Raw genomic sequence first — 26,182 nt, forward strand, 5'->3', positions numbered from 1 at the left:
TTGTTAAAAATTTTTTACCGCTTTTTTTATTCTTGCTATGAAATTAGGTTTGTATTTAGTATTTAAAGTTTTTTTATTAGTACAATATATAGGTTTCAATTTTGAAAATAGATCATAATTATTTTGATATACTAATTTATTGTATTTGTAGAAAAGTTCTTTAACATCAGGTCTATTATCAAAAGTATGTCTTGAACTATACTTACATAATATTTCCGGATTGTTAAATTTATAGCCACTAAAGTGGAAAAATCTAAGCTGTGTTGTTAAATTTATTGTTATATTATCATTTAAACTATTTGTGATTACTCTCTCATGCATATTCCAAGCTGCCATATTGTAACCTAAATGTTTTAATATATAATAGTTATCAAAGAAAGCCGGTACTAAATTAATTAATAGCTGATCAAAAAACATATGTTGGTTTGGTAAATCATAGCCATACTTTATAACTCTTTTACTCCACCAATTAAGAAATATCTGACTATTTTTATAATTAGATAATGCTATAAATCCTAAATTAAATGTGCCAGTTGCCAATAAATGAATATCTGCAGGAGCATGTTCATCATCAATAGGAGTACATGATTGAGGAGTTAAAACTATACTAAATGATTTCAATGCATCTAACAATTCGTCGAAGCTTGATAAAACTAATATGTCTGGATCTAAATAAATAACTGTATTTGATTTTCTTACATTAAATATATGCTCGAAATAAAACGGTTTAACCGCTGTATTTAGTTCTACAATATTATATTGACTTTCTAAATTATTGAAATTCGGTATATTTAATTCTTTAACTGGTATAAATATCGTATCCCCAAATGACTTGTAATCGACTTCTGAATTATAACCATCAACCAACCCTATTATAAATTCAAAACTATTATGATATCTCAAAAAACTTTCACCCAATACTTTTGCTTGAGCTAAGTAATTGTTAGAACATATTGTAAACGCTGTTTTCATATATTTATTTTTGGACTATTGATATAAACAATTGCCTTCTCCCTAAGTTATAACCACTGAATGCTGAAAACGAACACCTAACTACAATATCAAGAATATGATAATTCAAGGATAAATAGAGGCTTTTAACCGTGACATTAGACCGCTTAGCCACGCCGAGTTAATGACTATCCTTAAATTATTTAATGCTTGCCGAATCATAGTAGATATGTAGTTCAGCCTCTATTTCACTGACTCGTCTAACGAATGCCTGTGTGTAGTAAGTGATATAGCTAACTTTAGCTATATTTTGTATGGTAATAATGGGAGAATTTATTCAGGGTCCATAATATTCTTGAAAATATGGTAATCTAAGCATTAAATACTAATAATTTCTCCGAGCATTCTTAGCTTGTAATATTTTAAGTTTTTCAAAGTCTTCCTTGTTTATACCTTAATATTTCTGGCGTTAACCATAGAAAATAGCTTTTGAAATGATGTATAATGACACATTTCGACAACATAATGCCCTTGATTTTTTGTTCATTATAAACTATTGATAAGTGCAAAAAGTATCTTTTTCACTTATCAACAAATATGATATTGGGAAATAGGATAATCATTCTCTTTTATTGAATGAAATATAGTTAAATAATATGCTATTAAGTTGCACCGTCTTTCATCTATTCTCTACTTTAATAGCAGGCGTATTAGCTCTTTACAATACCAGTAATTATTTTTATTAAATGGTTTACTTTTAATTATGCATAAAAATGTTTTAATAGCCTGCATTTTTAAGCTTTCCTTACTCTCATAATGAAATTTGAAATCTAAAGTTCTAAACTCCACAGTATCAATAATTTTTTTTGTTAATACATTTATAGATATAGGTAATTTTTTTTTCCATTTTTCGTGTATTTTGATACCTTGTTTATACCAGTCTAAATTATTTTGCCCTTCTGAAAAATGTTCTAATAATATTTCATAAGTTACGTAATTATTATAACCACAATTGTAAATACCCAGACTGAAATCCATATCATAAAAGTGAAAACCATTTAATAATTTCTCGTCAAAATTATATTTTTCCCAAACTTTTTTGGTACAACACATGAAAACTCCATCCAATGTTACAACTTTGCTTAATGTCTCATTTAACGAATTTTCATTAATATATTTAATGCTTTTATCCCTCGAATGCTGAATAATATTAATTTTATTTCCTTGCTCTAAAAAATTGAACCAACTTGGGCTAAATTCTTTGGATTTATAATTTCCACCTGCTATTCCAATTACACCAATTTGTTCATCTTTTAAATTATCTGAAACAAGTTGCCCCCAATTTTTTGTTTTAAAAATTACATCCTCGTGACAAAAACATAAATTTGGATATTGGGCTTCTGATGCTCCTATATTATAAGCTGCGCATATACCCATTAAACCTGAGTTTTCAATTTTGATTATTTCATAAGTTATTCCAACAGTTAACGAGATCGACTTTGCTAAGTTTTGGAAATAGTCTTCATTGTATGAGGAAACAATTATAGATAGCATATTAAATTAGACAGCTATTACGTCTTCAAACCAATTTGGTCTTACGATAGAATTAAAAGTAGCGACGCTTTCTGCATTATATCTGTTGCCTTTTGTATCTTTTGAGTATAACTGAAATGCTAGGTTGATTTTTTCACTATTTATCTTATTGATACTAGGTAGTGATATATCAAAAATTAAATTATATTTACCATTTGCTAAATTATATTTTGGTATGATAAATTTACATAAATAAGTGCCTACGTTCAATGTTTGTATATCATTGAAATCATTGAAAAAACACCTGACAATTGGATCGCCAATCTCTGTGCAAATATTAAAACCAATACCAATTTCTCGAATAACCTCTTTAATCTCAAATTTTACTATAATTTCATAGTCATTACTGGTTGCCCAATATTCTTCGATATCTGTGTGGTGAATATCAGTTATTGGTCTTATAATTGATTCGTATATTACTATCTCCGTATTTCCATCCATTCCTTGCCAACTTGTATTGGATGAGAATTTTGAGGTATATTTATTTAATATATTTTCAATATTTCCTGATAGGTCTATTTCACCATTTACTAAATATATTCCTTTTGAGCAAAGTTTGCGCACCGCGGCTATATTATGACTTACAAATAATACTGTTTTCCCCTCTCCTTTGCTTACTTCGCCCATTTTACCCAGACACTTCTTCTGAAATTCCGCATCACCAACAGCCAATACTTCATCTACAATCAAAATCTCAGAGTCTAAATAGGCGGCTACAGCAAAAGCTAAGCGTACATACATACCTGATGAATATCGCTTAACGGGCGTATCTATGTATCGTTCTATTCCGGCAAAATCAACGATTTCATCAAACTTATAGGCAATTTCTCGCTTGCGCATTCCGAGAATAGCTCCGTTTAAGTAGATGTTTTCTCGGCCGGTTAGTTCGGGGTGGAAGCCTGTTCCTACTTCAAGCAAACTAGCGATTCGGCCTTTTCCAGTTATGCGTCCTGTCGTCGGGCTGGTCACACGACTTAGAATCTTTAAGAGGGTACTTTTGCCAGCTCCATTTCGGCCAATTATTCCTACAGCATCGCCTTGTTCTATTTCAAAATTGATATCTTTTAAACTCCATACTATATCGCTATTTCCTTTAGTTGTGCGGTCGTTTGTTTCACCAATTCTTAAAAAAGGGTCTTCTTTACCACGAATACGAGCAAACCACCGCTCTAGATCTTGTGAAATGGTTCCAGTACCAATTTCACCAAGTTGGTAGGCTTTGGAAATGTTTTCGGCTTTAATGGCAACTGGCATTTATGAAATTTTTACAATGAGGTTTGTAATCTATTTTATTTTCCAGTGAATAGGAGTTCTGATTAAACTGTGTCAACAAAGGTTTTTTCTACCTTGTTAAAGATGATAATACCGCTTATCAGGGTTATCAGTGTGAAAACTGTTGTATAGGCAAAAGCCTCCCAAGTAAATGTTCCTTGGCCTGTAAAACTGTAGCGGAAGGTTTCTATGATGGTAGTCATTGGATTTGCCCGGATTAGCCATCTGTATTTTTCTGGTGTAGCCGATAGGGGAATAATTACGCCTGAAGCATACATAAGTAGTTGTACACCAAACGTAATAAGGAAAGCCAAATCGCGGTATTTTGTCGTCAGTGCTGACACGACCATGCCCGAGCCTAAGCCCAAGGCTGCCATAAGAAGCAATAGAACCGGAAAGAGCAGAATATAAACGTTGGGTTGGATCGTTGCTCCTTGTAGCATAAAATAAAGCATCATGCCGATAAAGAGCAGGAATTGGACGCCAAACCGAACCAGATTACTGATCACAATACTCAAAGGCATAATCAGTCGGGGGAAGTAGACTTTGCCGAAGATGTTCGCATTATCGCGGAAAACCGTTGAGGTTTTCGTCAGGCAGTCGGCGAAGTAGTTCCAGGCCGTAACTCCAGCCATGTAGAACAAGGGTCGGGGAATGCCGTCGGTGCCAATGCCCGCCATGCCAAAAATGAAGGTATAGATCAGTGTGGTGAATAGGGGCTGGATAAAAAACCAGATGGGTCCCAGAATCGTCTGTTTATAAAAAGAAACAAAATCACGACGCACCAGCAGCCAGAGCAAATCGCGGTATTCCCAGGTGTCCCGTAGTTTTAAATCGAATAGCGTATGCTCAGCGTTGATTTCCCATTCATGCTGGTGATCGACAAAATTTGATGATTCAGCGTCTTCTGACGTATTAATTGCTTTATTTTCAACAATAGCCTGAGTGGGTAATTGCATTAGTTTACGTTTATATTAATTGATTTAGGGAAACCCATCAGAAAGAGATATTTATGGCTTCGCCCGCTCAGTCCCATTTTCAGAACCTACCGAGTAGTAGTAAACTATGTTTTGGTATGTAGAAAGTCAGAATAAAGCCAAACGTAGCTTTACCTGACCACAATTGTTTTAGACAAATCCACCTTAACGATGAGCTGTAAGGCGTCAAGTTGAATGGCAACGATTCGTCCCTGCTGTTTCAGTACGTTTCCGCTCAGATCGGCGAAGCTACCCGAACCAATGGTAAGCCTGCTGCCTGGCGTAAACGATTCAATCTGGAGGAGGTTATGATCGACCTCGTTCAGCATTAATTTGATGGCGTCAATTTCCGCATCGCGTACGATGGCCGGTTGCTTGAGCCAGAATAAATAACGAACAACGCCCGGTACGGTAAAGACTTTTGCCCGTTCATGCTCGGCCAGATTCACAAAGCAGTACGAGCGAAACAAAGGCTCTTCAACAAGCTTCGTTCGGTCAGACCATTTGCGTCTGGTTTTGATCAGCGGGCAATACACCTCAATGTTCATGCCCCGCAGCTTATCAGCCACAAGCTTCTCATTTCTGGATTTGGTGTAGAGGACAAACCAAGGCATTTGTTTTAATGATGAATGATGAATGATGAATGATGACGGGGCCGCTCGCACGGTGTGATTTAACCCATCAATCGTTCAAAATTTATCATGTGATTTAAGAAACATCTATCAACTAATTAAGGATGATCTATGACCATGAATGACTATAAATTATACGTAATAGCCCTTGCCTTTTCCGTAGCCATACCCATAGCCGTAGCCATACCCATAGCCGTATTCGTTGCTGTTGCGGTAATTAACACCATTGAAAATGATATTGAGTGATTTAAATTTCTTTGCCTGCTTCAACTCGTTAAGCAGACGCATGTAGGTACGTGGGGTATACTCGTGTCGTACCAGATAAAAAGCGGCATCAGCGTGGGCGCCCAGCAGCGTAGCATCAGCAACCAGACCTACTGGTGGTGTATCGAGTATGATGTAATCGAACTCCTGCCGCAAACTGTCTAATAGGGTTTCCAGTCGGCCATTTGATAATAATTCCGAGGGGTTAGGCGGAATAGGGCCGCTAGAGATAACAGACATATTCAGACTAAGCGCCGTTGGCTTGATTAGCTCATCCAGTTTGGTCTGCCCAATCAGATAATTGGATATACCCCTATCTTTCGCCACGCCCAGATACGTAGAGATTTTGGGCTTGCGCAGATCCAGCTCGAGCACAATGACTTTCTTGTCGAGCAGCGCCAGACTGGACGCCAGATTGATGCTGACAAAACTTTTGCCTTCACCACTAATGGAAGACGTAACGAGAATTACTTTGCCCTGACCCGGTAACGGATTCCCGATGACATACTGTAGATTAGCCCGTAAGATCTTGAACTGCTCGGCAATAACACTATTCGCCTTTGTATCGACGATATTGTCTTTCATCTCTTTAGGCTTTTTCATGATTTCCCCAAAAATGGATTGGCCAATTTCGGTTTCAACTTCGCGCCGGGACTGAACCGTATCGTTCATCATATCCTTAACGGTAATGAAGCCTACAGGGATTAGTAATCCGATCAGAATGGCTACTAGATAAACATTGGTTCGGTTTGGTTTTAGCGGAACCGACGAACCCGACGGTTCTTCCATGATCCGGCTATCGTTTACCGTAGCAGCATAGGCAATAGCTGTTTCCTCTTTCTTTTGAAGCAGCATTAGATACAGGCTTTCTTTAATGCCCTGCTGCCGTTTGATCGTTAAAAACTCTCGTTCCTGCCGGGGAATGGTTCGAACTGACGACTCATATTTGGCATTCAGCTTTTTTAAGCTTGCCCGCGTTACGGCAATGTTATGTCGCTGGTTAACTATATTTTCCCTGATTAATGATTTTGTATTAGCGATCTGGTTTGTAATCGTTTCCAGGAAAGGATTGCCCGGTTGCTGTGAGCGTTCGGCAACATCTTTCTGAGCTTCTAACTCGTTTAACTTGGTGAGCATGCTCATCATAAATGGGTCGGTCACCATCAAGGTGGCGGGAGCTACGCTTTCCTGGCTATTTTTGAGGTAAACCTCAACACCATCCAATATTTTCTCCTCCAGCTCAATGTCGTTGAGCTTCGTATCCGTTGTCTGTACCTGGTTCAAAAATAAATTGGCTTCGGCGCTTAGATCAACGATGCCTCTGGAGCTTTTATAGGCTTCCACATCACGTTCTACACTCCCTAATTCGGACGTAATGAGTCGCAGTCGCTCGTCAATAAAACGAAGCGTATTCGTTGCCTCCCGGTTTTTATCTTCCAGAGTAGCAATCATATAGACGTCGAGTAATTTGCCCAGCACCAGCTTACCTTTTTCGGGTACTGCATCCTGTAACGTCAGGCGAAGAGCCGTACTTTTTGGGTTGACCAAAGCTACTTGTAATGAGCTCAGGTAGCGCTGATTCAGACTTTCTTTAGACGAGAAGACAACTTTTATCGGGTTTTTATCCTTCTGGGGTGTTGAGCGCGTTAGCACCGTTCGGAATGTTCCATAAGGGCTGGTTGCTTTCTGACCGTAGAAAAACGTTCCTTTCACTGCCCCTTCTTCGTCTAGTACCTGATATTGCTGACGATTCAGTAGTTTAATAAAAACAGGCTGCTGATAAGCTACTGGTTTTAAGCTATCTGGAAAGATTTTGATAGGTGAATCGGTATAGAGTTCTTCATCGCTTTGGGCTTGTCGCTGATGAAAGTAGGCGGCATATAGATTAAGTTCACCCATAACCCGGTTCATTAAATTCCGGGATTTTAAGAACTCAATTTCGTTCTCAACAACTTTATCACCTGATGATGAAGAAACATCCAGGTCTTTCAGTAAAGCATTTTGACCTTTAAGCGGATCTTTAATTAACAGGACGGCGCTGACCTGATAGACAGGAGTAGTATAGCGCAAATACATATAAGCACATACCCAGGCAATAGATACTGCCAGGACAAACCAATACCAGTATCGGATGTATTTGAAAAAGAAAGTTCGCAGATTAAATGGCGTTTCTTTCTCCCCAAAAATATCGTAGCTCGTCTCAGCCATTGGTCAATATTTCGTATACAGTTACGTAGTAAGTTCGCTAGTAAAGTCCTGCCCTGCTATGGGGGGATTACTTATCGTCTGAAAAAGCTAAGTAGAGCTACTATTGTAGTGGCAAAACCCAGTATTATAGGTGTCAATTGCAGTCCCCGCTCCGTTGACGTAATTCGACCAGGTCGTGGTTCAACATAGATTACATCATTATGCTGTATGTAGTAATAAGGTGATTCAAGTACTTTTCGGGATCGTAGATCAACACGTACAATTTCCCGTTTATTATTTTCTGTCCGCATAATCATCACATTGTCGCGTCGCCCATATACTGTAAGTTCACCAGCAATTCCGATAACTTCGGGCAAAGTGCGCTGATTATCGAGCAAATTATAAACACCCGGACGCCCTACTTCGCCAATAACCGTGAACTTGCGATTTACATAGCGAACATTGACGGTAGGTTCTTTCAGGTATTTAGCTAGTTTGGTTCTAATATCATCTGCAGCTTCTTCGAGCGTAAGCCCGGCCAATTTCACCTTTCCCAGCAGAGGCATCTCTACACTACCTGTCGGATCAACCAAATAGCCCAGAGGCAGATTACCACCCCCTGCGCCATAACCTGCCAGTGGTATAGACGTACTGTTGAGAATATTGAAAATAGCATTTGTTTCCTCACTCAGGCTTGTCACAATGATAGCCAGTACATCATCAGTCTGAATCCTAGCAACTGGCGGGTTGATAGAAGCCAGGGGTACATACCGGGCAGTATCAACGGCTTCGGGCCCCTGAAAGTAGGTGATCGTTTTGGGTGAGGCACAGGAATAAAATAAGTATACTAATAAGAGCCAACTAATGACTTGTACGTAATGCTTACTTCGACTTACACTTCTAAACAGACGACTCATAGATTACTTTACTGGTGCAGATTACTTTCAAACCAACAAAGTTAATGTTTGTATCTATCTGTGCAATAGGTAGTAATCATGAATTAAGACGGTTGATGAATTTAGTCATTCTATAAATATTAGCGGGCGTTTGCGTCCCCTTTGTACATCAATTTTAAGGTTCGATAACAAATTTGCATATCAAGCCAGAAGGCCTGGCGTGGTATGTATAGGTGGTCATACCGTACCCGGTGGTCCATGCGCTGGGTCATGCCCGTAGCTCCCCGGGAGCCTCTTACCTGCGCTAGTCCGGTGATACCCGGCCGTACCCAGTAACGTTCCCGGTACGCAGGCGAGTCCCAGTGCATGGCATCATGAGGAACCGCATGCGGTCGTGGTCCAACCAGGCTCATGTCGCCCAGCAACACATTGATGAACTGGGGTATTTCGTCCAGATTCGTACGACGCAGAAACCGTCCCAGCGCCGTTACGCGCTGATCGTTCAGGTCTGTCTGTTGAAAGCCTTTGGGTTTATCGGGCACGTGGACCATGGTGCGAAATTTCAGGCACAAAAACGGTTTACCTCGTCGCCCGGTGCGCGCCTGAATAAAAAAGACAGGTCCCTGGCATTTGACCAGGATCAGAACACTGATAACCGGAATTAGCCAGGAAAGAACAAAGACGATAACAAAAGCAGATATAATCACATCGGCAAGACGCTTGCCCGCGTAGGCATAAAAGCCAGGTTTAGGCAATTGAACGACTTCCTGTTGTGGTGTCCATTGAAGAACAATGGTCGAGCCATACCGGTCATCCCAACGATTCTGCTTCCGGGGTAGATCGAGATCAGGGTGGGGATAATTAGCCGTAAAATTGGTTGAAATCAGGTCGGAATCATTGGGTTGAAAGAGGGTGGAAAATTCACTCATAGGTGTGGACGGATGAGATGATTGAACAGCTTAATGTATAGGGAGGGTGTTTAGAATAATCTGTTTTGTTTTCGGCTATTTGTTACCTATTCTTTTATAAAGTGAGCAGATTGTATGATCATCTTCTGTGTATGCAATATTAAGTATGATTCAGTGTGGCCCTGTCATTAAATAATTTGAATTTATTATTCGGCGAAACTGAAAAAATTTCTATGTAACTAACTAATAAACAGTGTATTGTAAGGGATATTTTTCATATGTTTTAAACAATAATTTGTTATTTTCTTTTAACTTATAATAGTATATAAAATGTTACTAATGATAAAAAATAGTTAAAATAAATAAGTAATTTTTTTATTCGGTTACGTGGTTTTGGTTAGTGAAAGCCGTGTATAAATATGCTATTTGTTTCATAAGTTTACATTTGATCAATTTTTAATAATCGGGAAATTATTATCTATAGAATTACAGGAATATATTTGGCTATCCACTCCAAATCATTCTTGTTATGAAACGTGTCGCAGCTGCCCAGCTACAACATAACTTTGCTCCTGAGCAGGTTCTCTATTTAACAGGAGATGTTAATTACTGCTACGTATACCTGGTGAATGGCAATCAGATTTTATCGAGTAGAACGTTAAAATGGTATAGTGACCGTTGGCCTCATTTTATCCGTATTCACAAAGGCAGCCTCATTAATCCCCGGTACGTTCACCGCTTTGCGCTGATTTCGCCTATTGCTGCTCATCTGATCATGCGAAATGGGGCTTCCCTGCCTGTGGGGCGCAGGCGGATCAAAGAAGTTATGGACCAACTGGGTATTCATGGACAGCCGGGGTCCTCTCACTCGTCTTAACAACTCCTTGGTTTATAGAAGAGTATAGGTTGGTTACAACGGATAGGATATTCTGTACGCTTTGACAAGCAGTAACGAGAGAGCCTGAATTCATGGTTTGGTTCCTGAGCCTTACGTGCCTCTCAGTCGACTGGGTTATTCGTACAGTTGGTTCGGCCTGATCGTGCCACGTTTACTGATCCAAAATTTGCTTGGGTAAATTGCGGGGAGGGTGCCCTGACGACTATAGCAAATTAGCCTATGTAGCTATGCCTATCTCAAAAACTGTTTGATTCTGCCTGTTCCGTAGTATCAGCTTGAACGAGGTCTCTTCCCTAAGTCGACCGACTTTACACCGCTCAGTAACAAAATTGCATTTACCTACTGTTTCTTCGTTTTATTTGTGTTAATGTATGATTTGGTTTATAATATTGGCAAAAAGTTAATTAACGGGCTGGGTAACTCTGTTACAAAGAAGGAAGCTGAACGTCTAATAATTGAATACAGAACAGACCCAAGCCCAAATAATCATGAAAAGACTTCCAGGTAAACGCGGTGAGCATCATTATGACCCGCAGCAAGTACTTTATCTGATTGGTAATATCAATTATAGCTATTTACACATGATACACGGTGAGGTAGTTATGTCTTGCCGGACACTGAAATGGTTTGCCGATCAATGGCCTCATTTTCTGCGGGTGCATAAAAAAGCATTGATTAATCTGTCGCACATCACCGTGTGCAAGCCTAGTGGTAATTCTACCGAAACCAATTACATCATCATGGCAGACAATGCTCAATTTGCCATTGCACGCAGGCGAGTTCCCTCGATTCTTGAATTACTCGCTCAGCAAAACTTGGTAAGTACGCAAATGAGCACCCAGTAAAAAGAAGACTTTCGGGCTATAGAGGTTAGTGACTTATGGCCGTAGCGTATAGATTGGCCCTGCTGTACAAAGAAGGCATTTCGCCCAGTTTCTCGATTGTTTTATAGCCTGCTTTCACAAATAAATGGATTAGCGACACGTAACTAAGTGGGTAAGGAACCCATGGGTTAGGCGTATCTGTGTCATACTCGACGAGCAAAAAGTGGCCTGATTCAGTTAAGTGTCGTTTAGCTTTTTCCAGAAAAGTAAATTTGTCTTTCACGAAATGCAGCGAATTGGCCATCAGTATGCCATCAAGACTATTGAAAGGCCATTCGTCCTGTACAAAATCCTGGTGTATTTTTTCGATCCTAACATCCTCGTGGTCAGCAATGCTGGCTAATGACGCCTGATTGGTATCAACCGCGTAAAGTATACTATCCGTTGGTAACAGGCTGGCCAAAGCATGAGTGAACAAACCACTCCCGCATCCTAGATCAGCCCATTTTACTGGTTTTGTTGGGACGTAGTGAACAGGTGTGATCAATGTAATCGCTTCATGTAGCTGCATGATGTTAATAGGTAAATTGAGATTGTCTTAAGCTAATTGATCTCACTGGCACTGATCAATGCTTGGTAAAGGGATATTGCAGATAGATGATGACCAGCGAGAGCAAAAAGAAAGGCAGTTCAATCAATACGCCTTTAAGGTTTTTATCCTGTAAATGAAAGGCCATGATGAGTAATATTCCAGCCGCAGTCATGAAATTGCCCCACACGAATGTTTGCGGAAACAGAACCAGAACGGCTCCTAGCATAGTGAAGATGCCCATAATCATCAGCCCAGTTCTGCCGATGTCCCACTTACTGAACATGTCCGTCATTTCGGGTTTGCCTGAAAGCATGGCCCACCCTTGTTTCAGCCCCATATAGAGAGCAAATAGAATCAGAACGGCATTGATAATTTTTAGCGCAAGTGTCATAGCAGAATGATTGGTTTGGCCAAATAAAGCATTGATTATAAGAAAATTAGTGGAGTGAACAAAGCCAGGCTTGACTGGCAGACTTCGCAAAGTTGTTTATACAGGGTATAATAGTCTGGCGAGCGACGGAAAATAGACTTTACAGCGGGCCGCATACTACCTGTTGAGTGCCTGTACTACTTTACCACTGCTTTTAGGGTTCATTGATCTAGTGATCAGGAATTTACGGGGAAGATAGGTATTAATTCCGGAGTTAATTATATACTTATTCTGAGCTAATTTTGTAGGTAAAAGGTATATGGCTCCTAAAATAACCGCAATTATCCTCGAAAAAAGTCAACATATAGCGTTCAGTACGTTGGGTTATGCAAGGTCAAACTCTATCTTTACACGCAATTTGATTTTTTAAACCTATACTTAATCGCATGAATAATAGTCTTTACATCGTCCCTTTTTTAGGGTTGGTGGGCTTGGCGGTGATGTTCGCCAAATTCGTTTGGGTTTCGCGACAAGATGCTGGCGACGCCCGAATGCAGGAAATTGCCGGATACATTGCCGACGGCGCCATCGCCTTTCTCAAAGCCGAATGGCGCGTTCTTATTGTTTTCGGAATTATTGTAGCCGCCCTGTTGTCGTTTGCCGGGGCGCAAGTTGAAAATTCATCCTGGGTGATCGGGATCGCGTTTGCTTTCGGTGCGTTTACGTCTGCGCTGGCGGGATATATCGGCATGAAGATAGCCACCAAAGCCAACGTCCGCACAGCTCAGGCCGCCCGCACGAGCTTAACGCGTGCCCTGGACGTATCGTTTACGGGTGGATCGGTAATGGGTATCGGTGTGGCCGGTTTGGCCGTGCTCGGACTAAGTGTTCTGTTTATCATTCTTTATAATCTGTACGTCGGCGAGTCGGGAGATGTGAATGGCCTGCCGATGGAACGGACGCTGGAGGTACTGGCGGGCTTTTCGCTCGGTGCTGAATCCATTGCCCTGTTTGCCCGTGTAGGGGGAGGTATTTACACCAAAGCTGCCGACGTAGGAGCCGATCTGGTTGGTAAAGTCGAAGCAGGTATTCCAGAAGATGATCCGCGTAACCCCGCAACGATCGCCGATAACGTAGGCGACAATGTAGGCGACGTAGCGGGTATGGGTGCTGACTTATTTGGTTCGTACGTAGCAACAATCCTGGCGACGATGGTGCTGGGTCGTGAAATTCGTATTCCTGCCGATGTTAATATTGTTGGTCACGCGCCGATCGTATTGCCGGTATTGATCGCCGGTATGGGCTTAATCTTCTCTATTCTGGCGTGCTATTTAGTACGTGTTAAAGATGACAATGGCAATGTACAGGGTGCGCTGAACCTCGGCAACTGGGGCTCTATTATCCTGACCGTTATTGCGTCATATTTTCTAGTTGGGGCTGTTTTGCCGGACATCACGATGGAAATCCGGGGTGTTGAGTTTACGCGTATGGATGTGTTTTACGCCATCCTGACAGGATTAATTGTTGGTGCTCTGATGTCCATCATTACGGAATATTATACAGCGATGGGGCGCCGTCCGGTTTTATCCATTATCCGGCAGTCGGCTACTGGCGCGGCTACAAATATTATTGGTGGCCTGGCGGTTGGTATGGAATCGACGGTACTGCCGATTCTGGTATTAGCGGCTGGTATTTATACCTCCTATCACTTTGCCGGCCTGTATGGTGTTGCAATCTCGGCGGCAGGTATGATGGCAACTACGGCGATGCAATTGGCTATCGATGCCTTCGGCCCGATTGCCGATAATGCCGGTGGTATTGCCGAAATGAGCTACCTGCCCGAAGAAGTCCGGGGACGTACCGATATTCTTGATGCGGTTGGTAATACGACTGCGGCAAGTGGTAAAGGATTTGCGATTGCTTCTGCCGCTTTAACCGCGTTGGCGCTATTTGCCGCGTTTGTGGGTATTTCGGGCATTTCGGCCATCGATATCTACAAAGCCGACGTACTGGCCGGTTTGTTCGTTGGTGGTATGATTCCGTATATCTTCTCGTCATTAGCCATTGCGGCTGTGGGCCGGGCTGCTATGGCCATGGTGGAGGAAGTACGTCGTCAGTTCCGGGAGATTCCGGGTATCATGGAAGGAACGGGTAAGCCCGAGTACGAAAAGTGCGTAGCGATTTCAACGCAGGCATCCATCCGTGAAATGGTATTACCGGGCGCAATTGCTTTGTCGGTGCCGGTGATCGTGGGTTTCATCTTCGGACCCGAAGTGCTTGGTGGTCTGCTGGCGGGCGTAACGGTGTCGGGCGTATTGATGGGTATTTTTATGAACAACGCCGGTGGTGCGTGGGATAATGCCAAAAAATCGTTCGAGAAAGGGGTTGAAATCAACGGGGAGACGTACTATAAAAAATCAGAGCCGCACAAGGCGTCAGTAACGGGCGATACAGTGGGTGATCCGTTTAAAGATACATCTGGCCCTTCTATGAACATCCTGATCAAGCTGATGTCGATTGTATCCCTTGTCATTGCGCCATACATCGCCGTTCAGTCGTCTGAAACACCAGGTTATAATCTTGAAGGGAAAGAAGCGGCTGGTACGGAAGTTCCTCTCGAACAATCGACCGCTGCCGATAATGATAAGGTTAGTACACCAAATGCTAAATTGGGCGAATTCAGTCTTCAGAAACTAACCAGCGGTGTTGAATTGAATATCCCTGAATTTGGTGTTGAAAACAAACTGTTAGGCTTCATCAAGAGTGACAAACCTGTCGACAAAGAAACCTGGTTCGATTTCGACCGGCTTTTGTTTCAGACAGGTAGTGCCACCCTTGAGCCGCAATCGCAGGAGCAGTTGAAAAATATTGCGGAGATACTAAAGGCTTATCCAAACGTTAACGTCAAGCTCGGCGGCTACACTGACAACACAGGTAATGCTGCCAGCAATTTGAAACTCTCGCAGGATCGCGCTAACTCAGTACGTGTTGAACTGGAGAAGATGAATATCGACAAAGACCGACTGGAAGCCGAAGGATACGGTCAGGAACATCCGGTTGCCTCGAACGACACCGAAGAAGGACGTGCTCAAAATCGCCGGATTTCAATTCGCGTGACGAAGAAATAATTCCTGATATATAAAAACGGGCAAGCCGTCGGAAGAAAGATCTACATTATCTTTCTTCCGACGGCTTGCCCGTTTTTATATCGATTAATTACCTAATGCATTATAAATCAGCAATTGATTTGTTGTAACAACCCGGTCGCCGGGAGCCAGTCCGCCTGAAAGATAGGTTTTTGGCCCAATGGTCTTGTAGATATCAACTTCACGGGCAATTGGCTGATTTTGCTTATTGACCGCTACAACAAAATTGCGGTTTTTATCAAACACCACGGCTCCCGCAGGCAACGTAACGCGCTTGTCATGACCCGCATACGTAACGTTTACGTTCGCAAACATCTCTGGCTTGAGTCGGTAGTCGGCGTTATTTAACGTAACACGAACTTTCAGCGTCTTGCTGTCAGGATCTAGCACGTTGAAAATTTTATCGATTCTACCGTGAAAGATTTTGTCTGGGTAGGAGAGGGTCGTGATGGTAGCCGGATCACCTTCATGAACATAGGCAAGATCTGACTCGTACACATTCGCCAATACCCATACGTGATCTAAATTTGAGACAGTAAACAGATTTTCTGGATCGTCGGAGCGAAGTTCCATACCCTGGGAAGCCGTTTTTTCTACGATAAACCCGCTCATAGGCGATTTTACGAGATAAACCGATCCATTCCCACCCACAATCCGACGACGTTCAGCTACCCGATTCACTTCTCCTCTTGCAGCTTCCAATTGCTCTTTGCTGGCAACTAATTCGCGTTGTGAACTTAAACCAGCTTTGGTCATGTCTTCAGTCACCTGCATATTTTTCTGAGCCACCGATAACTGACCTTTTGCTGCAACGGATTGCTGCTCCAGATCGGCCAGATCACCCGAGCGGATGACGGCCAGTATCTGCCCTTTCTTTACGTAGTCGCCCAAATCGGCTTTAAGCGTCTCGATATGACCACCTACCAACGGGAATACTTTCACGACCTGGTCCTGATTAAAAGCGATCTTACCCGTCAGATTCAACTCATTTTGCGTTGTTTCTAATTTCGCCGTATCGAATGTAGCAGTTGCCAGCAGATTCGTTTCATGGTTTGCCTTGGCTGATGGCTTTTCATCAGTTTGAGCCGCACTACCACAGCCAAACAACCCGACTACCAGAAGTAATCCTGCCATAACTGGCAACAGCTGATGACGTAGCGATTTATGTAATGAGTTTGAATTTCCTTGGAGTGGCTGATTAAAGCGTCCTAATACTATGTTAACTGAGTATTTATTACTAACAAGAGTTGAGTGCTTGTAAGTACTGGCAAAAGAGCTGACAGACGTGAACCTTTTCATACTTACAAAGGTGAACATCGTTAATTAAAGGCTTCTTAAACGCGAATTAAAAGGCCATTAAAGCCTACAATATCAAAGCCCTCGCAAGACGATTGTCCTGCGAGGGCTTCTTTTCAAGAACGTTGAGTAAATAAATTGTCAAGTAAACTGGGTGCTTTTACCTAGCTTACTTTTAAGGATGATTTTGCATCGTCAACGCCAGTTTTAGCGTCATCAGCTAACTCATCAACTTTGTCATTGTATTGGTCTTTGACAGTATCCTTATTCTTATCGACAGCTGCCTGAGCCTGATCTTTATACTGATTATACTGCTCTTTCGCCTTATCTGTATATTGATTTACCTGACTTTTGGCTTGCTCAAAACCTTCTTTCACCTGAGAAACGCCTTTTTCCCACTGATCTTTCAGATCACCTGAACGTTTATTGGCTTCTTCGGTTAGTTTATCGCGTGTTTCCTTGCCACTACGGGGAGCTGTTAAAATCCCAATTACAACGCCTGTAATGATACCGGTCAGAAAATCTCGTGTGCTTCTCATTAGTTTGCTATTTTAGGTGAGTCTGTTCTTTACCACGTAATGACTAAACAATTATTGCTTAGCCTTCTTTTTGGCCTGACTAACTAACTCCTCGGTTTTGCCAGCAGCCGCATCAACGTAGTCGTTGTACTGACTTTTGATGCTATCTAGTCCCGATTGAAGTTGATCCTGAAGATCTTTAAAAAACGAATCCGACTCTGACGAAATGCGTTTACGGGTCTTCTGACCGCTCTCGGGAGCAAGTAGAATGCCTACAACTGCGCCAACTGCTAATCCTACTAAAACTCCTGGTAGTGATTTCATGGTTTCTATTTCTTTTGTGAATGACTTATTCGACTAATAACGCCAACCTCATAGAAAATACTGTACCATTTCTGTATATTTTGAAGTAAAAAGCTGTATATGAGGTATTTAGTATTAGTACTAAATACGTTTTATCCGTAGAAAACTGAGGATTTTCTTCTACAGATCGTCCATTTGTGGCACCACATGTACCCAACACGTTAAGCATTCAATCGACCTGTGTCATCAAGTTTAGAATGATCGATCAACTCCTTAAAAACAGAAGACAACCCCCAGTCTGAGGCTACAAAAAAATCCCCGCGCTCAACTTGGCGCAGGGATTCCGTACCCACCGTAACTTGTACTTAACCTAAAATAACGTATCGCGGGTCAAGCCGCACCTTAATTAATTATAAGGAATATTGTGTCTGTTGAGTATGAGGCTATGAACGTTTATAACCTGCTGTTCTTCTCCTCCTCACACGCCACGTCCCTGAATTAAACGTAGAATAATCGCAATCACCGCAATAACCAGCAAAATGTGAATCAGGCTGCTACTACCAATCCCGGTTCCTAAAACACCTAAGAAGCCCAAGAGCCAAATAATGATCAAGATGACTGCAATCGTATAAAGGAGGTTTCCCATGACGGTTTGTGAGTAAATCAGAGTTAGTTATCTCGCAATCGATGATCTAATAAGAAAAATCTGTGCCAATGCCATCATCTATAAACACTTGGGTGACAAACAACATACTATACGCTTGGAAATGAGCCTCTAATTTGGCTAAAAACTTTAGTGAGAAGTACTAATTGCCAGCTAATAGACGGGAAGAATAGTGTAGATAAAATTCTACACTTGTAGAATTAGCGTAGAAAAAAGACGCATAAGTTGAACAATTTATCATCTGTGAATCAGGATAAATTAATACAGTTATAATCGCAAGTGGTTAATCTGGCGGAATTTAATACGTATAAACACGCGATTTTCAAACGCCCCGAGAGTTTCGGCACTATATTTTATACAAAAATCAAATGAATGAACACATTAGAACTAACTAGTAACCGTGGTGAGAACGACAACAGGGGTTAACGCGGGACAGCAATTCAGACCAGTCGTGATGAATAAAATAACTCTTGCAAAGCGCGTATTGATTATAGATGATGAAGCTGATATTTGTCTGTTGCTGTCAGGATTACTAAGACGATTGGGTTATCAGCCTACCTGCGCCCATTTTATTGAAGAGGGTCGCCAGTGTTTAAATGCACAGAAATTCGACGCGATTTTTCTGGACCTGAATCTGCCCGATGGATTAGGCTTCGATCTGTTGCCACTGATCAAAGAAGATCAAAATGAGGCAAAAATAATTATGATCAGTGCGTTCGACGGGCAGGCTGAACGCAGACGGGCTACGGAGCAGGGAGCTGATTATTTTATTGGAAAACCGTTCACCCGTCGTTCGGTGGAAACGGCTTTGCAAACCATTCAGGTTTAAGTAACTTTGTTTATACAGCCAACGATAGAACCATCCATTAGTATGCTACGTTTGTTAGAATGGGCTGTCTGAACATGCGTATTCCTCTTCATGGAAAAAATTCTGATAATTGACGATAATAATGATATATGCTTGCTCTTAGAGCGTTTTCTAAGTAAGCAAGGCTATAAAACAGCGTCGGTACAGCGGGGCGATGACGGACTTACCCTACTGCGAAAGGAAGCCTTTGAACTAGTAATCTGCGATTTTAAGCTTCCTGATATCGATGGCCTGGAAATGTTACGTCGGATTAAAGTAATGCATCCCACAACGGCAGTTATTATCATTACGGGATATTCTGACGTTCGAATGGCTGTTCAGACCGTTAAGCATGGCGCGTACGACTACGTAACGAAGCCGCTTTATCCCGATGAAATTCTCTACACAATAAAAGCGGCTCTTGAGCGACGAATTCAATCCTTGAGTCAAGCGAAGGCAGCGCCTGCATCAACGACGACTGCCGCTAAGTCTGGTTCTGTCAAAGCCGCATCCTCTAAAGCCGTATTGGCTCCAGATGGTAAGCGGTTTATTTTTGGTAAGAGCCGGGCTGCCGAACAACTACAGGAACATATAGACTTGATTGCGCCAACCGACATGTCGGTCATTATTACGGGTGAGACCGGTACGGGGAAAGAATTTGTTGCGAACGCTATTCACCTAAAAAGTAAACGGGCTGAAAAACCTTTCGTGGCGATCGACTGCGGTGCTTTAGGGAAGGAATTGGCTGGGAGTGAGTTATTCGGGCATGTTAAGGGCTCTTTCACTGGAGCGATGTCTGATAAAGCCGGTAGTTTCGAATTTGCCAATGGCGGTACAATTTTTTTGGATGAAATTGGCAATCTGTCCTATGACAATCAAATTAAATTGCTCCGTGTATTACAGGAACGTAAGATTCGGCGAATAGGCAGTAATCAGGATATTCCGGTCGATGTACGCATTATTGTGGCTACGAATGAAGACCTGCGTGAAGCTGTCCGGCAGGGTAAATTTCGGGAAGATATTTACCACCGCATTGCTGAATTTGAGATGCACCTCTCTCCATTGCGCGAACGCAAAGCGGATATCATGATCTTCGCCGAACATTTTCTGGAAACCGCTAATCAGCAGTTAGAGAAAGATATTCTTGGCTTTGAAGAGGAAGTAAGGGACAAGTTGAAAAACTATTACTGGCACGGTAATCTGCGTGAACTGCAGAACGTAGTGAAGCGAGCCGTGTTGCTCTCTAAGGGGGATTACATAGAGCCCGACGTGCTGCCGAGGGAAATCACTGAACCCCAATACCTAACAACCGATGATACCAATGCTGGTAATGTTCAGATCAGTTACGACCCAGCCCGGCCGGGTGTTCCTGTATTCAGCCAGTCTGCCGCTAACCTAAAATCGGTCTCAGAAAATGCCGAACGGGCTGCTATTCTGAAAGTACTGGAAAAAACGGGGTACAACAAAACCAAAGCTGCTGAAGTCCTTAATATTGATCGTAAAACGCTTTACAACAAACTGAAAGCGTACGATATACATTTATAGTAGAAAAAGCTAAAATGAGTGAACGAGCGAATGATGACATTGGTCATTCGCTCGTTCACTCATTTTAGCTTTTCTCCGCTTCGACGGTCCGATTTAATTCAGGCTAAATCCGACCGAGAGCAACCCAACGCTGTTCTTTGCATTACCGAGTAAAGTACGGGCTGCTCCACTATCTGCAATACGTTGTAAGCCCTGCTCATACCGTGCACCGATAAATGCCTTTCCAAAGTAGATGTTCAGGCCACCAGCAAGCCCATAATCAACTTTATTGAAATTGTCGCGATTAATAGCGCCCGAACCTATACCAAAGTCGCCGTTTGAATTCACATTGGAATTAAGCAGGTATGATACGTATGGACCTGCCTGCAACTCAACAGCCTGGCCCAGTTTGAACGTAGCGAGTACGGGGAGCTCAGCGTAGTTCAGTTTGAGCGTGTTTCTACCATTAAAATTTTGCCCTAGTATTGTGGTATTGTAGTCAGCCAAAGAACCTTTCGTCATGTAAAGTAATTCAGGCTGGATGGCAAAAAAATCACCAATAGGAGCCTGCGCAAAAACGCCGATGTGAAAGCCAATACGCTCATTTTTGTTACTCACGCCCTGCGAATCATAGAATAGTGAACTGGCATTTAACCCACCCTTTATACCAGTCCGAACGGACCCCTGTGCCAACGTATCAGATGAACTCGTTATAAAGGCACCGGCCGTAAGAACGGCGGCTGCAAGCAAGGTTTTGATTGATGTTTTCATAACTATTGTTGAATTAGCGGCAAAGTTTAACGTACATCTGCCATACTAAAGTAATATGTTAAATTCGTGCCAAAAAGGCTGTGATAGCTCAGAAATGGCATGTGTTCTTGGATTATACGGGTTTTATGTCGGTTGTATGCCTAGCCGATTTCACTACCAGCCTAATAGATTTGAGTAAGAACTTCCCCACTTTGTAGAACGTATCATCCAGTTTTATCACCTTATCTGTCCGATTAATTGCCACCGATCCCACCGATTGAATCCATTTAGCGATCGCGTATAACCGCAAGCGTAACCGGCTACCAGACTGAGCTCCTCAATTGAATGGCTACCGAGCTAATTCCTTATCGATGGGTGTTAACACAGTAAGCTTTTTGGAGATCGGCATTTGACGATTACGCATACTACAGGACTGTATTTGTCGCTCTGGCGTGAGGGTTGAACGGACTATTATATGAATATGAATGGTTGGAAAGTCTAATTTATTCCTGATAAAACTCACAATTTTTATTCTGACCAGAAGCAGGAATAATCTGATGTTTTTGACTAATTTTGAAAAGAGTAAACATGTTGCCACAGAGTTAAGGCCAGGAGTTGAATTACTGATTTATGTAACTACTTCGGTCTGCTATTAGCTTTGACGTTTAGCAACTGATCTTATTCGTACCGTAACTTATTCGATTCGCTTTATGCACCGTAAGCCTACGTCAATGACTATCCTGATTGCCGACGACGATACGGATGACCGTATGTTTATGGAAAAGGCGCTTCGGCAAAGCGGATACGCGCACACAATACAGTTTGTGGAAGACGGTGAAGATTTAATGCACTATTTGCTTCGACAGGGCCGTTATACCGAACAAAATGCGCCCTGGCCAGATTTATTAGTTCTGGATTTGAATATGCCCCGGAAAAACGGTTTTCAGGCATTAAGTGAAATTAAAGATGATCCTAAACTACGCCGGTTGCCTGTTGTGGTGATGACGACCTCTTCTGCCGACGAAGACGTAATAAAAACCTATAATCTTGGCGTTAATTCATTTGTAACAAAACCATTCAATTTTAACCGATTAGTTGAAATGGTCAGTGCGTTGAAAACGTATTGGATGGACACCGTCAAGTTGCCATAATCAGTAATCGGTTGCCGGCAGGCGTTCCCACAACTATTTCTTTCGCTGCTGACTGCCAGCTGCTTATGTTGTATGATACCGACTACACTCGACGTTGCTGAAGAAAAAGAAAATATCCGCGTTCTGCTCATTGAGGACGACGAAGACGATTACCTGCTGACGAAAGCCCTGGTGTCAGCTAAGGAGAATAGTACAATTAAACTGGAATGGGTAGATAGCTACAACCGTGCTTTGACGGCCATTGAGAGTGGCCAATACGATGTCTATCTGGTTGATTATCGCTTAGGACCCTACACCGGAATTGATTTAATTCAGGAAGCTTTCCGAATGGGGTGCCGTGCCCCAATGATTCTGCTTACCGGCCAGGACGATCTGACGGTTGATCAATCGGCGCTTGAACTGGGTGCGGCTGACTATCTGGTAAAAGGACGTATTGATGCGCAACTTCTTGGACGTAGTATTCGCTATGCGCTTCGACAGGCGGGCGTACTGGCTGAAGTTGCCCAGAAAGAGAACAAGTACCGAACGCTGTTTGAGCGCTCCATCGACGCTATTTTTGTTACGGATGATGAATTGCATTTTCAGGATGCCAATCCGTCTGTCGAGCGTTTGTTAGGTTACAGTCGCGAAGAGCTTCGGTCACTCAATCCGGCACGGCTTTTTACGGATCTTGACCAGCTGCGTAAGCTACGTTTCAATGTTCGCGAACACGGGCAGATTAAAGATTTTGAAACTACGCTGATTCATCGGAGCGGCCGTAAGCGTATTTGTCTTGTTTCTGTCTGGGCGGTCGAAGACATAATTGGCAAGCCGGAATGGTACCAGGGAATTGTACGGGATATTACTGAGCAGAAACGAGCTCAGCAGGATCTGATTCTGGCTGAAAAGCTGACCATGACTGGTAAAATTGCCCGTAGTATTGCTCACGAAGTTCGGAATCCACTTACTAATCTGAGTCTGGCTCTGGAACAGCTTAAAGATGAGCTGGATACGGATAATGAATACATTACCATGTTTACGGACATTATCGGCCGAAATGTAGATCGTATTGGGCAGCTTATCACCGAAATGCTTAATTCATCCAAACCGCGTGATCTGGATCGGAAAAAGCAGGACTTTAACGCTATTGTAAAAGAAACGCTACAACTCGTTAGTGACCGTATCAAGCTCAAGCGAATGCGGCTTGAAACAAGCTTTGCAGCAGGTGACTGTCTGGCTTTACTCGACCGTGATCAGGTCAAAACGGCATTGCTGAATATCCTGGTTAATGCTGTTGAAGCCATGCAGGAAGGAAAAGGAATACTGGTCGTTAAGACAAGCTGCACGGAAGATGACCGTGTATATGTTGAAGTAAGTGACAATGGAGGTGGCATCAGCGACGCTGACCGGCAGCGCCTGTTTGATCCATTTTTTACGGGGAAATCGGGCGGAATGGGCTTAGGACTGACGGCTACGCAGAATATCATTAACAGTCATAAGGGGTCTATCGAGGTAGAAAGCCAGGTAGGTCAGGGAACTACGTTCCGATTATACTTTCCAAAATAGACATAACGGTTTGCCTGCTTATTCTTTTTTAGATAGACCATCGCCAGCTTTGATTTAGAGCTGGTTTTTTTTGTGTCACACAGTGGGTAAAAATATACCCATTGCCCTAAATAAATTCTACATATCTCTACAAGATAGCAAGTTGATTGATTAGTCGTGCAAAAATTAGTACTGTTATATAGTTCTGATAAAGAGTAACTTAGCTTATGTATCCTGAGCTTTATAAATGGATAGTTAAGAAATGGCACAGAATCAGCTAGAGTAGATATGAAACACTCATTAATCCAATCTACGGCTATGTGGACGATCAATCACTTTCCGTCAGCTATGCGCTCATTAAGTCCCAGTACACGCGCTAAAGCAATTGAGATCGCGAATCATCTTCTGGAACAGGGACGATTGGATAAGCAGAACGTAGTGTCTATCAGCGTTGACCAAGCCCGGCGCTGGGCTCGCTACGAGCGGGAGTGGCCGATAACGAACGGACAACTTTACGCGTAGTTAATCTCTTCTTTGCCGAAAGGGGAAGCTAATCCGTTACGTTATTTTATTGAAGCGTCATACAGCAAACACTTTATAATTAAATAGGTTAGTCAGTTAGACACGTCGGGAGTTAGCCAGTTCGTTACGAAGATACACTGGCCGACTGTATGACTGACTAGCTGACCAATCTTTTTATAACGTTATGGAAACCCAATCACAGACAAGTAAACAACTGGAAAAAGTTCGAGAAATGGTCGAAGACATCCGCATTGCGATGATGACGACCGTTGATGAACAGGGAAATTTAGTAAGCCGACCCATGGCTGCCCTTCAGGCCGATGAAGATGGAACTATCTGGTTCTTTACAAAACGATCATCGCCCAAAGTCGATCAGATTGATAACAACGATCACCGGGTCAATCTTTCGTTTGCATCTGTAAGTGATGCTGACTACGTATCAATTTCGGGGAAAGCGCAGGAACTGGATGATCGGGCTAAAGTTGAAGAACTTTGGAATCCGCAGGCAAAAGCCTGGTTCCCGGAAGGGAAAGATGATTCGGAATTAGTTCTGTTGAAAGTTCATACCGATATGGCCGAGTATTGGAGCGCAAGCGACAGTAAAATGGTCCGCTTTTTTCAGCAGGCAACCGCAGTCATAACTGGCAATCCTCCCAAAATGGGAGAGAACGAAAAAATCTACAATTAATTTAGAGAAACACAGCAAGGGGAAGAAAGAGACGAGAGGAATACAGCGTTATCCTCTTGTCTCTTTCTTCCCCTTGCTGTGTTTCTCCCTTTCTATGATCGTTACTCAAACGGATGAGGGCTGGCAGATTATAAACCAACAAGCCCATGGTTTACTAGCGGTTCAATTGGCATCGCATTGGGGAACGGATAAGCGACCCATACACTGGATTGAAACTCTTATCGCTTTAACTGAACACGACGACGGGCAGGAACCCTGGACAGGACGTAACCATTTAACAAAAGCTGGTGGGCCATTACATTTCCAGATCCTACAATATTCTATCGAACAATGTCGCAATCTTATTCAGATCGGACTACAGAAAAGCCGCTGGAATGCCCTGATCATGTCAATGCATACATCCTTCCTGTATGAGTCCAAACGTGGTACTGATAAAGAATTGGATTTATTTATGGATCAACAGATTCATAATCAGACTTCATGGCGAAAGCAGTACAAGGCGACTAAAGCAGAAGCTAACTACGCCTATTCGTTTGTGCAATGGTGTGACGCGTTATCGCTGATACTGTGTATGGGGCAAATACCTCCTGAAGAGAGACGGCTGGAAGTAAGCAAAGGACCTGATGGTATCTCGTATTACATTCAGCAACGTAACGATGATACGTTGACAATTGAGCCTTGGCCATTCGATTCCTCAACATTTTCCGTACATGTTGAGGCATTCCAGTTACCACAGCTGGCATTTCAAGATGATCACGAGCTCTATAACGTAATGCAGGAAGCGCCTATCATTATGAAAGAATGGGTATTTAGAAAGCAATAAACTAGTTGTCGGCATGTTCCGCACTAAGTTCAGACTCAGCGCGGAACATGCCGACAAAAAAC

Annotated in this window: 25 protein-coding genes; 10 read left to right on the forward strand and 15 right to left on the reverse strand. The window is 42.4% G+C overall.

Annotated elements, in window-relative coordinates; all coding sequences use genetic code 11:
* Window positions 1-3: 3 nt before the first annotated feature.
* From IC230_RS10495 to IC230_RS10530, 8 genes are all read right to left on the reverse strand, one after another.
* On the reverse strand, window positions 4-972 hold the full coding sequence (locus IC230_RS10495) for a glycosyltransferase family protein (RefSeq protein ID WP_191038942.1): 969 nt from the start codon (window positions 970-972) through the stop codon (window positions 4-6).
* Between the two features lie 669 nt (window positions 973-1,641).
* Window positions 1,642-2,505, reverse strand: a complete 864-nt coding sequence (locus IC230_RS10500) for a glycosyltransferase (protein WP_191038943.1) — start codon at window positions 2,503-2,505, stop codon at window positions 1,642-1,644.
* A 6-nt stretch (window positions 2,506-2,511) separates the two neighbouring features.
* Window positions 2,512-3,798, reverse strand: a complete 1,287-nt coding sequence (locus IC230_RS10505) for an ABC transporter ATP-binding protein (RefSeq protein WP_191038944.1) — start codon at window positions 3,796-3,798, stop codon at window positions 2,512-2,514.
* A 62-nt stretch (window positions 3,799-3,860) separates the two neighbouring features.
* Window positions 3,861-4,775, reverse strand: a complete 915-nt coding sequence (locus IC230_RS10510) for an ABC transporter permease (RefSeq protein ID WP_191038945.1) — start codon at window positions 4,773-4,775, stop codon at window positions 3,861-3,863.
* 149 nt (window positions 4,776-4,924) lie between these two features.
* Complete coding sequence (locus tag IC230_RS10515; RefSeq protein ID WP_191038946.1) at window positions 4,925-5,407, reverse strand: UpxY family transcription antiterminator; 483 nt, start codon at window positions 5,405-5,407, stop codon at window positions 4,925-4,927.
* Between the two features lie 150 nt (window positions 5,408-5,557).
* Complete coding sequence (locus tag IC230_RS10520) at window positions 5,558-7,897, reverse strand: GumC family protein (RefSeq protein WP_191038947.1); 2,340 nt, start codon at window positions 7,895-7,897, stop codon at window positions 5,558-5,560.
* A 71-nt stretch (window positions 7,898-7,968) separates the two neighbouring features.
* Window positions 7,969-8,793 carry a polysaccharide biosynthesis/export family protein gene (locus tag IC230_RS10525; RefSeq protein WP_191038948.1) on the reverse strand — a complete coding sequence of 275 codons (825 nt, stop codon included), beginning with the start codon at window positions 8,791-8,793 and terminating at the stop codon, window positions 7,969-7,971.
* A 119-nt stretch (window positions 8,794-8,912) separates the two neighbouring features.
* Window positions 8,913-9,701, reverse strand: a complete 789-nt coding sequence (locus IC230_RS10530) for a sugar transferase (RefSeq protein WP_191038949.1) — start codon at window positions 9,699-9,701, stop codon at window positions 8,913-8,915.
* A 508-nt stretch (window positions 9,702-10,209) separates the two neighbouring features.
* Here IC230_RS10530 and IC230_RS10535 point away from each other — a divergent pair.
* Entirely contained in the window at window positions 10,210-10,557 is a 348-nt protein-coding gene (locus tag IC230_RS10535) for a LytR/AlgR family response regulator transcription factor (RefSeq protein ID WP_191038950.1), read from the forward strand.
* 509 nt (window positions 10,558-11,066) lie between these two features.
* Window positions 11,067-11,423 carry a LytTR family DNA-binding domain-containing protein gene (locus IC230_RS10540; protein WP_191038951.1) on the forward strand — a complete coding sequence of 119 codons (357 nt, stop codon included), beginning with the start codon at window positions 11,067-11,069 and terminating at the stop codon, window positions 11,421-11,423.
* A gap of 25 nt (window positions 11,424-11,448) precedes the next feature.
* Here the strand turns inward: IC230_RS10540 and IC230_RS10545 are convergent, their stop codons facing one another.
* A complete protein-coding gene (locus IC230_RS10545) occupies window positions 11,449-11,973 on the reverse strand; it encodes a class I SAM-dependent methyltransferase (protein ID WP_191038952.1) in 525 nt (174 codons plus the stop codon).
* Window positions 11,974-12,028: 55 nt separating this feature from the next.
* Window positions 12,029-12,385, reverse strand: a complete 357-nt coding sequence (locus IC230_RS10550) for a hypothetical protein (protein WP_191038953.1) — start codon at window positions 12,383-12,385, stop codon at window positions 12,029-12,031.
* 425 nt (window positions 12,386-12,810) lie between these two features.
* Between IC230_RS10550 and IC230_RS10555 the strand changes: the two genes are divergently transcribed.
* Window positions 12,811-15,492 carry a sodium-translocating pyrophosphatase gene (locus IC230_RS10555; protein WP_191038954.1) on the forward strand — a complete coding sequence of 894 codons (2,682 nt, stop codon included), beginning with the start codon at window positions 12,811-12,813 and terminating at the stop codon, window positions 15,490-15,492.
* 84 nt (window positions 15,493-15,576) lie between these two features.
* On the opposite strand, the gene IC230_RS10560 is transcribed toward IC230_RS10555, so the two are convergent.
* From IC230_RS10560 to IC230_RS10575, 4 genes are all read right to left on the reverse strand, one after another.
* Window positions 15,577-16,644 carry an efflux RND transporter periplasmic adaptor subunit gene (locus tag IC230_RS10560; protein ID WP_191038955.1) on the reverse strand — a complete coding sequence of 356 codons (1,068 nt, stop codon included), beginning with the start codon at window positions 16,642-16,644 and terminating at the stop codon, window positions 15,577-15,579.
* Between the two features lie 326 nt (window positions 16,645-16,970).
* Entirely contained in the window at window positions 16,971-17,345 is a 375-nt protein-coding gene (locus tag IC230_RS10565; RefSeq protein ID WP_191038956.1) for a YtxH domain-containing protein, read from the reverse strand.
* Between the two features lie 51 nt (window positions 17,346-17,396).
* Window positions 17,397-17,648, reverse strand: coding sequence for a YtxH domain-containing protein (locus IC230_RS10570; RefSeq protein ID WP_191038957.1), 252 nt, complete (start codon window positions 17,646-17,648; stop codon window positions 17,397-17,399).
* Between the two features lie 457 nt (window positions 17,649-18,105).
* Window positions 18,106-18,273, reverse strand: coding sequence for a lmo0937 family membrane protein (locus IC230_RS10575; RefSeq protein WP_157589464.1), 168 nt, complete (start codon window positions 18,271-18,273; stop codon window positions 18,106-18,108).
* Window positions 18,274-18,694: 421 nt separating this feature from the next.
* Here IC230_RS10575 and IC230_RS10580 point away from each other — a divergent pair, with 421 nt between their 5' ends.
* Both IC230_RS10580 and IC230_RS10585 read left to right on the forward strand, forming a co-directional pair.
* Window positions 18,695-19,120: a response regulator transcription factor gene (locus tag IC230_RS10580; RefSeq protein WP_317171783.1), complete on the forward strand. Its 426-nt coding sequence runs from the start codon at window positions 18,695-18,697 to the stop codon at window positions 19,118-19,120.
* A gap of 90 nt (window positions 19,121-19,210) precedes the next feature.
* Complete coding sequence (locus IC230_RS10585) at window positions 19,211-20,683, forward strand: sigma-54-dependent transcriptional regulator (RefSeq protein ID WP_191038958.1); 1,473 nt, start codon at window positions 19,211-19,213, stop codon at window positions 20,681-20,683.
* Window positions 20,684-20,776: 93 nt separating this feature from the next.
* Here the strand turns inward: IC230_RS10585 and IC230_RS10590 are convergent, their stop codons facing one another.
* Window positions 20,777-21,433, reverse strand: a complete 657-nt coding sequence (locus tag IC230_RS10590) for a porin family protein (RefSeq protein WP_191038959.1) — start codon at window positions 21,431-21,433, stop codon at window positions 20,777-20,779.
* A 689-nt stretch (window positions 21,434-22,122) separates the two neighbouring features.
* Here IC230_RS10590 and IC230_RS10595 point away from each other — a divergent pair.
* From IC230_RS10595 to IC230_RS10615, 5 genes are all read left to right on the forward strand, one after another.
* Window positions 22,123-22,563 carry a response regulator gene (locus tag IC230_RS10595; protein WP_223860583.1) on the forward strand — a complete coding sequence of 147 codons (441 nt, stop codon included), beginning with the start codon at window positions 22,123-22,125 and terminating at the stop codon, window positions 22,561-22,563.
* A gap of 72 nt (window positions 22,564-22,635) precedes the next feature.
* On the forward strand, window positions 22,636-24,108 hold the full coding sequence (locus IC230_RS10600) for a hybrid sensor histidine kinase/response regulator (protein WP_191038960.1): 1,473 nt from the start codon (window positions 22,636-22,638) through the stop codon (window positions 24,106-24,108).
* A gap of 267 nt (window positions 24,109-24,375) precedes the next feature.
* Window positions 24,376-24,609 (forward strand): DUF2188 domain-containing protein, encoded by a 234-nt coding sequence (locus tag IC230_RS10605; protein WP_223860584.1) that lies wholly within the window; start codon window positions 24,376-24,378, stop codon window positions 24,607-24,609.
* Between the two features lie 184 nt (window positions 24,610-24,793).
* On the forward strand, window positions 24,794-25,297 hold the full coding sequence (locus IC230_RS10610) for a pyridoxamine 5'-phosphate oxidase family protein (protein WP_191038961.1): 504 nt from the start codon (window positions 24,794-24,796) through the stop codon (window positions 25,295-25,297).
* Between the two features lie 94 nt (window positions 25,298-25,391).
* Window positions 25,392-26,120 carry a DUF3891 family protein gene (locus tag IC230_RS10615; protein WP_191038962.1) on the forward strand — a complete coding sequence of 243 codons (729 nt, stop codon included), beginning with the start codon at window positions 25,392-25,394 and terminating at the stop codon, window positions 26,118-26,120.
* Window positions 26,121-26,182 lie beyond the last annotated feature (62 nt).

This window comes from Spirosoma validum (assembly GCF_014699035.1).
GTDB classification, from domain to species: Bacteria; Bacteroidota; Bacteroidia; order Cytophagales; family Spirosomataceae; genus Spirosoma; species Spirosoma validum.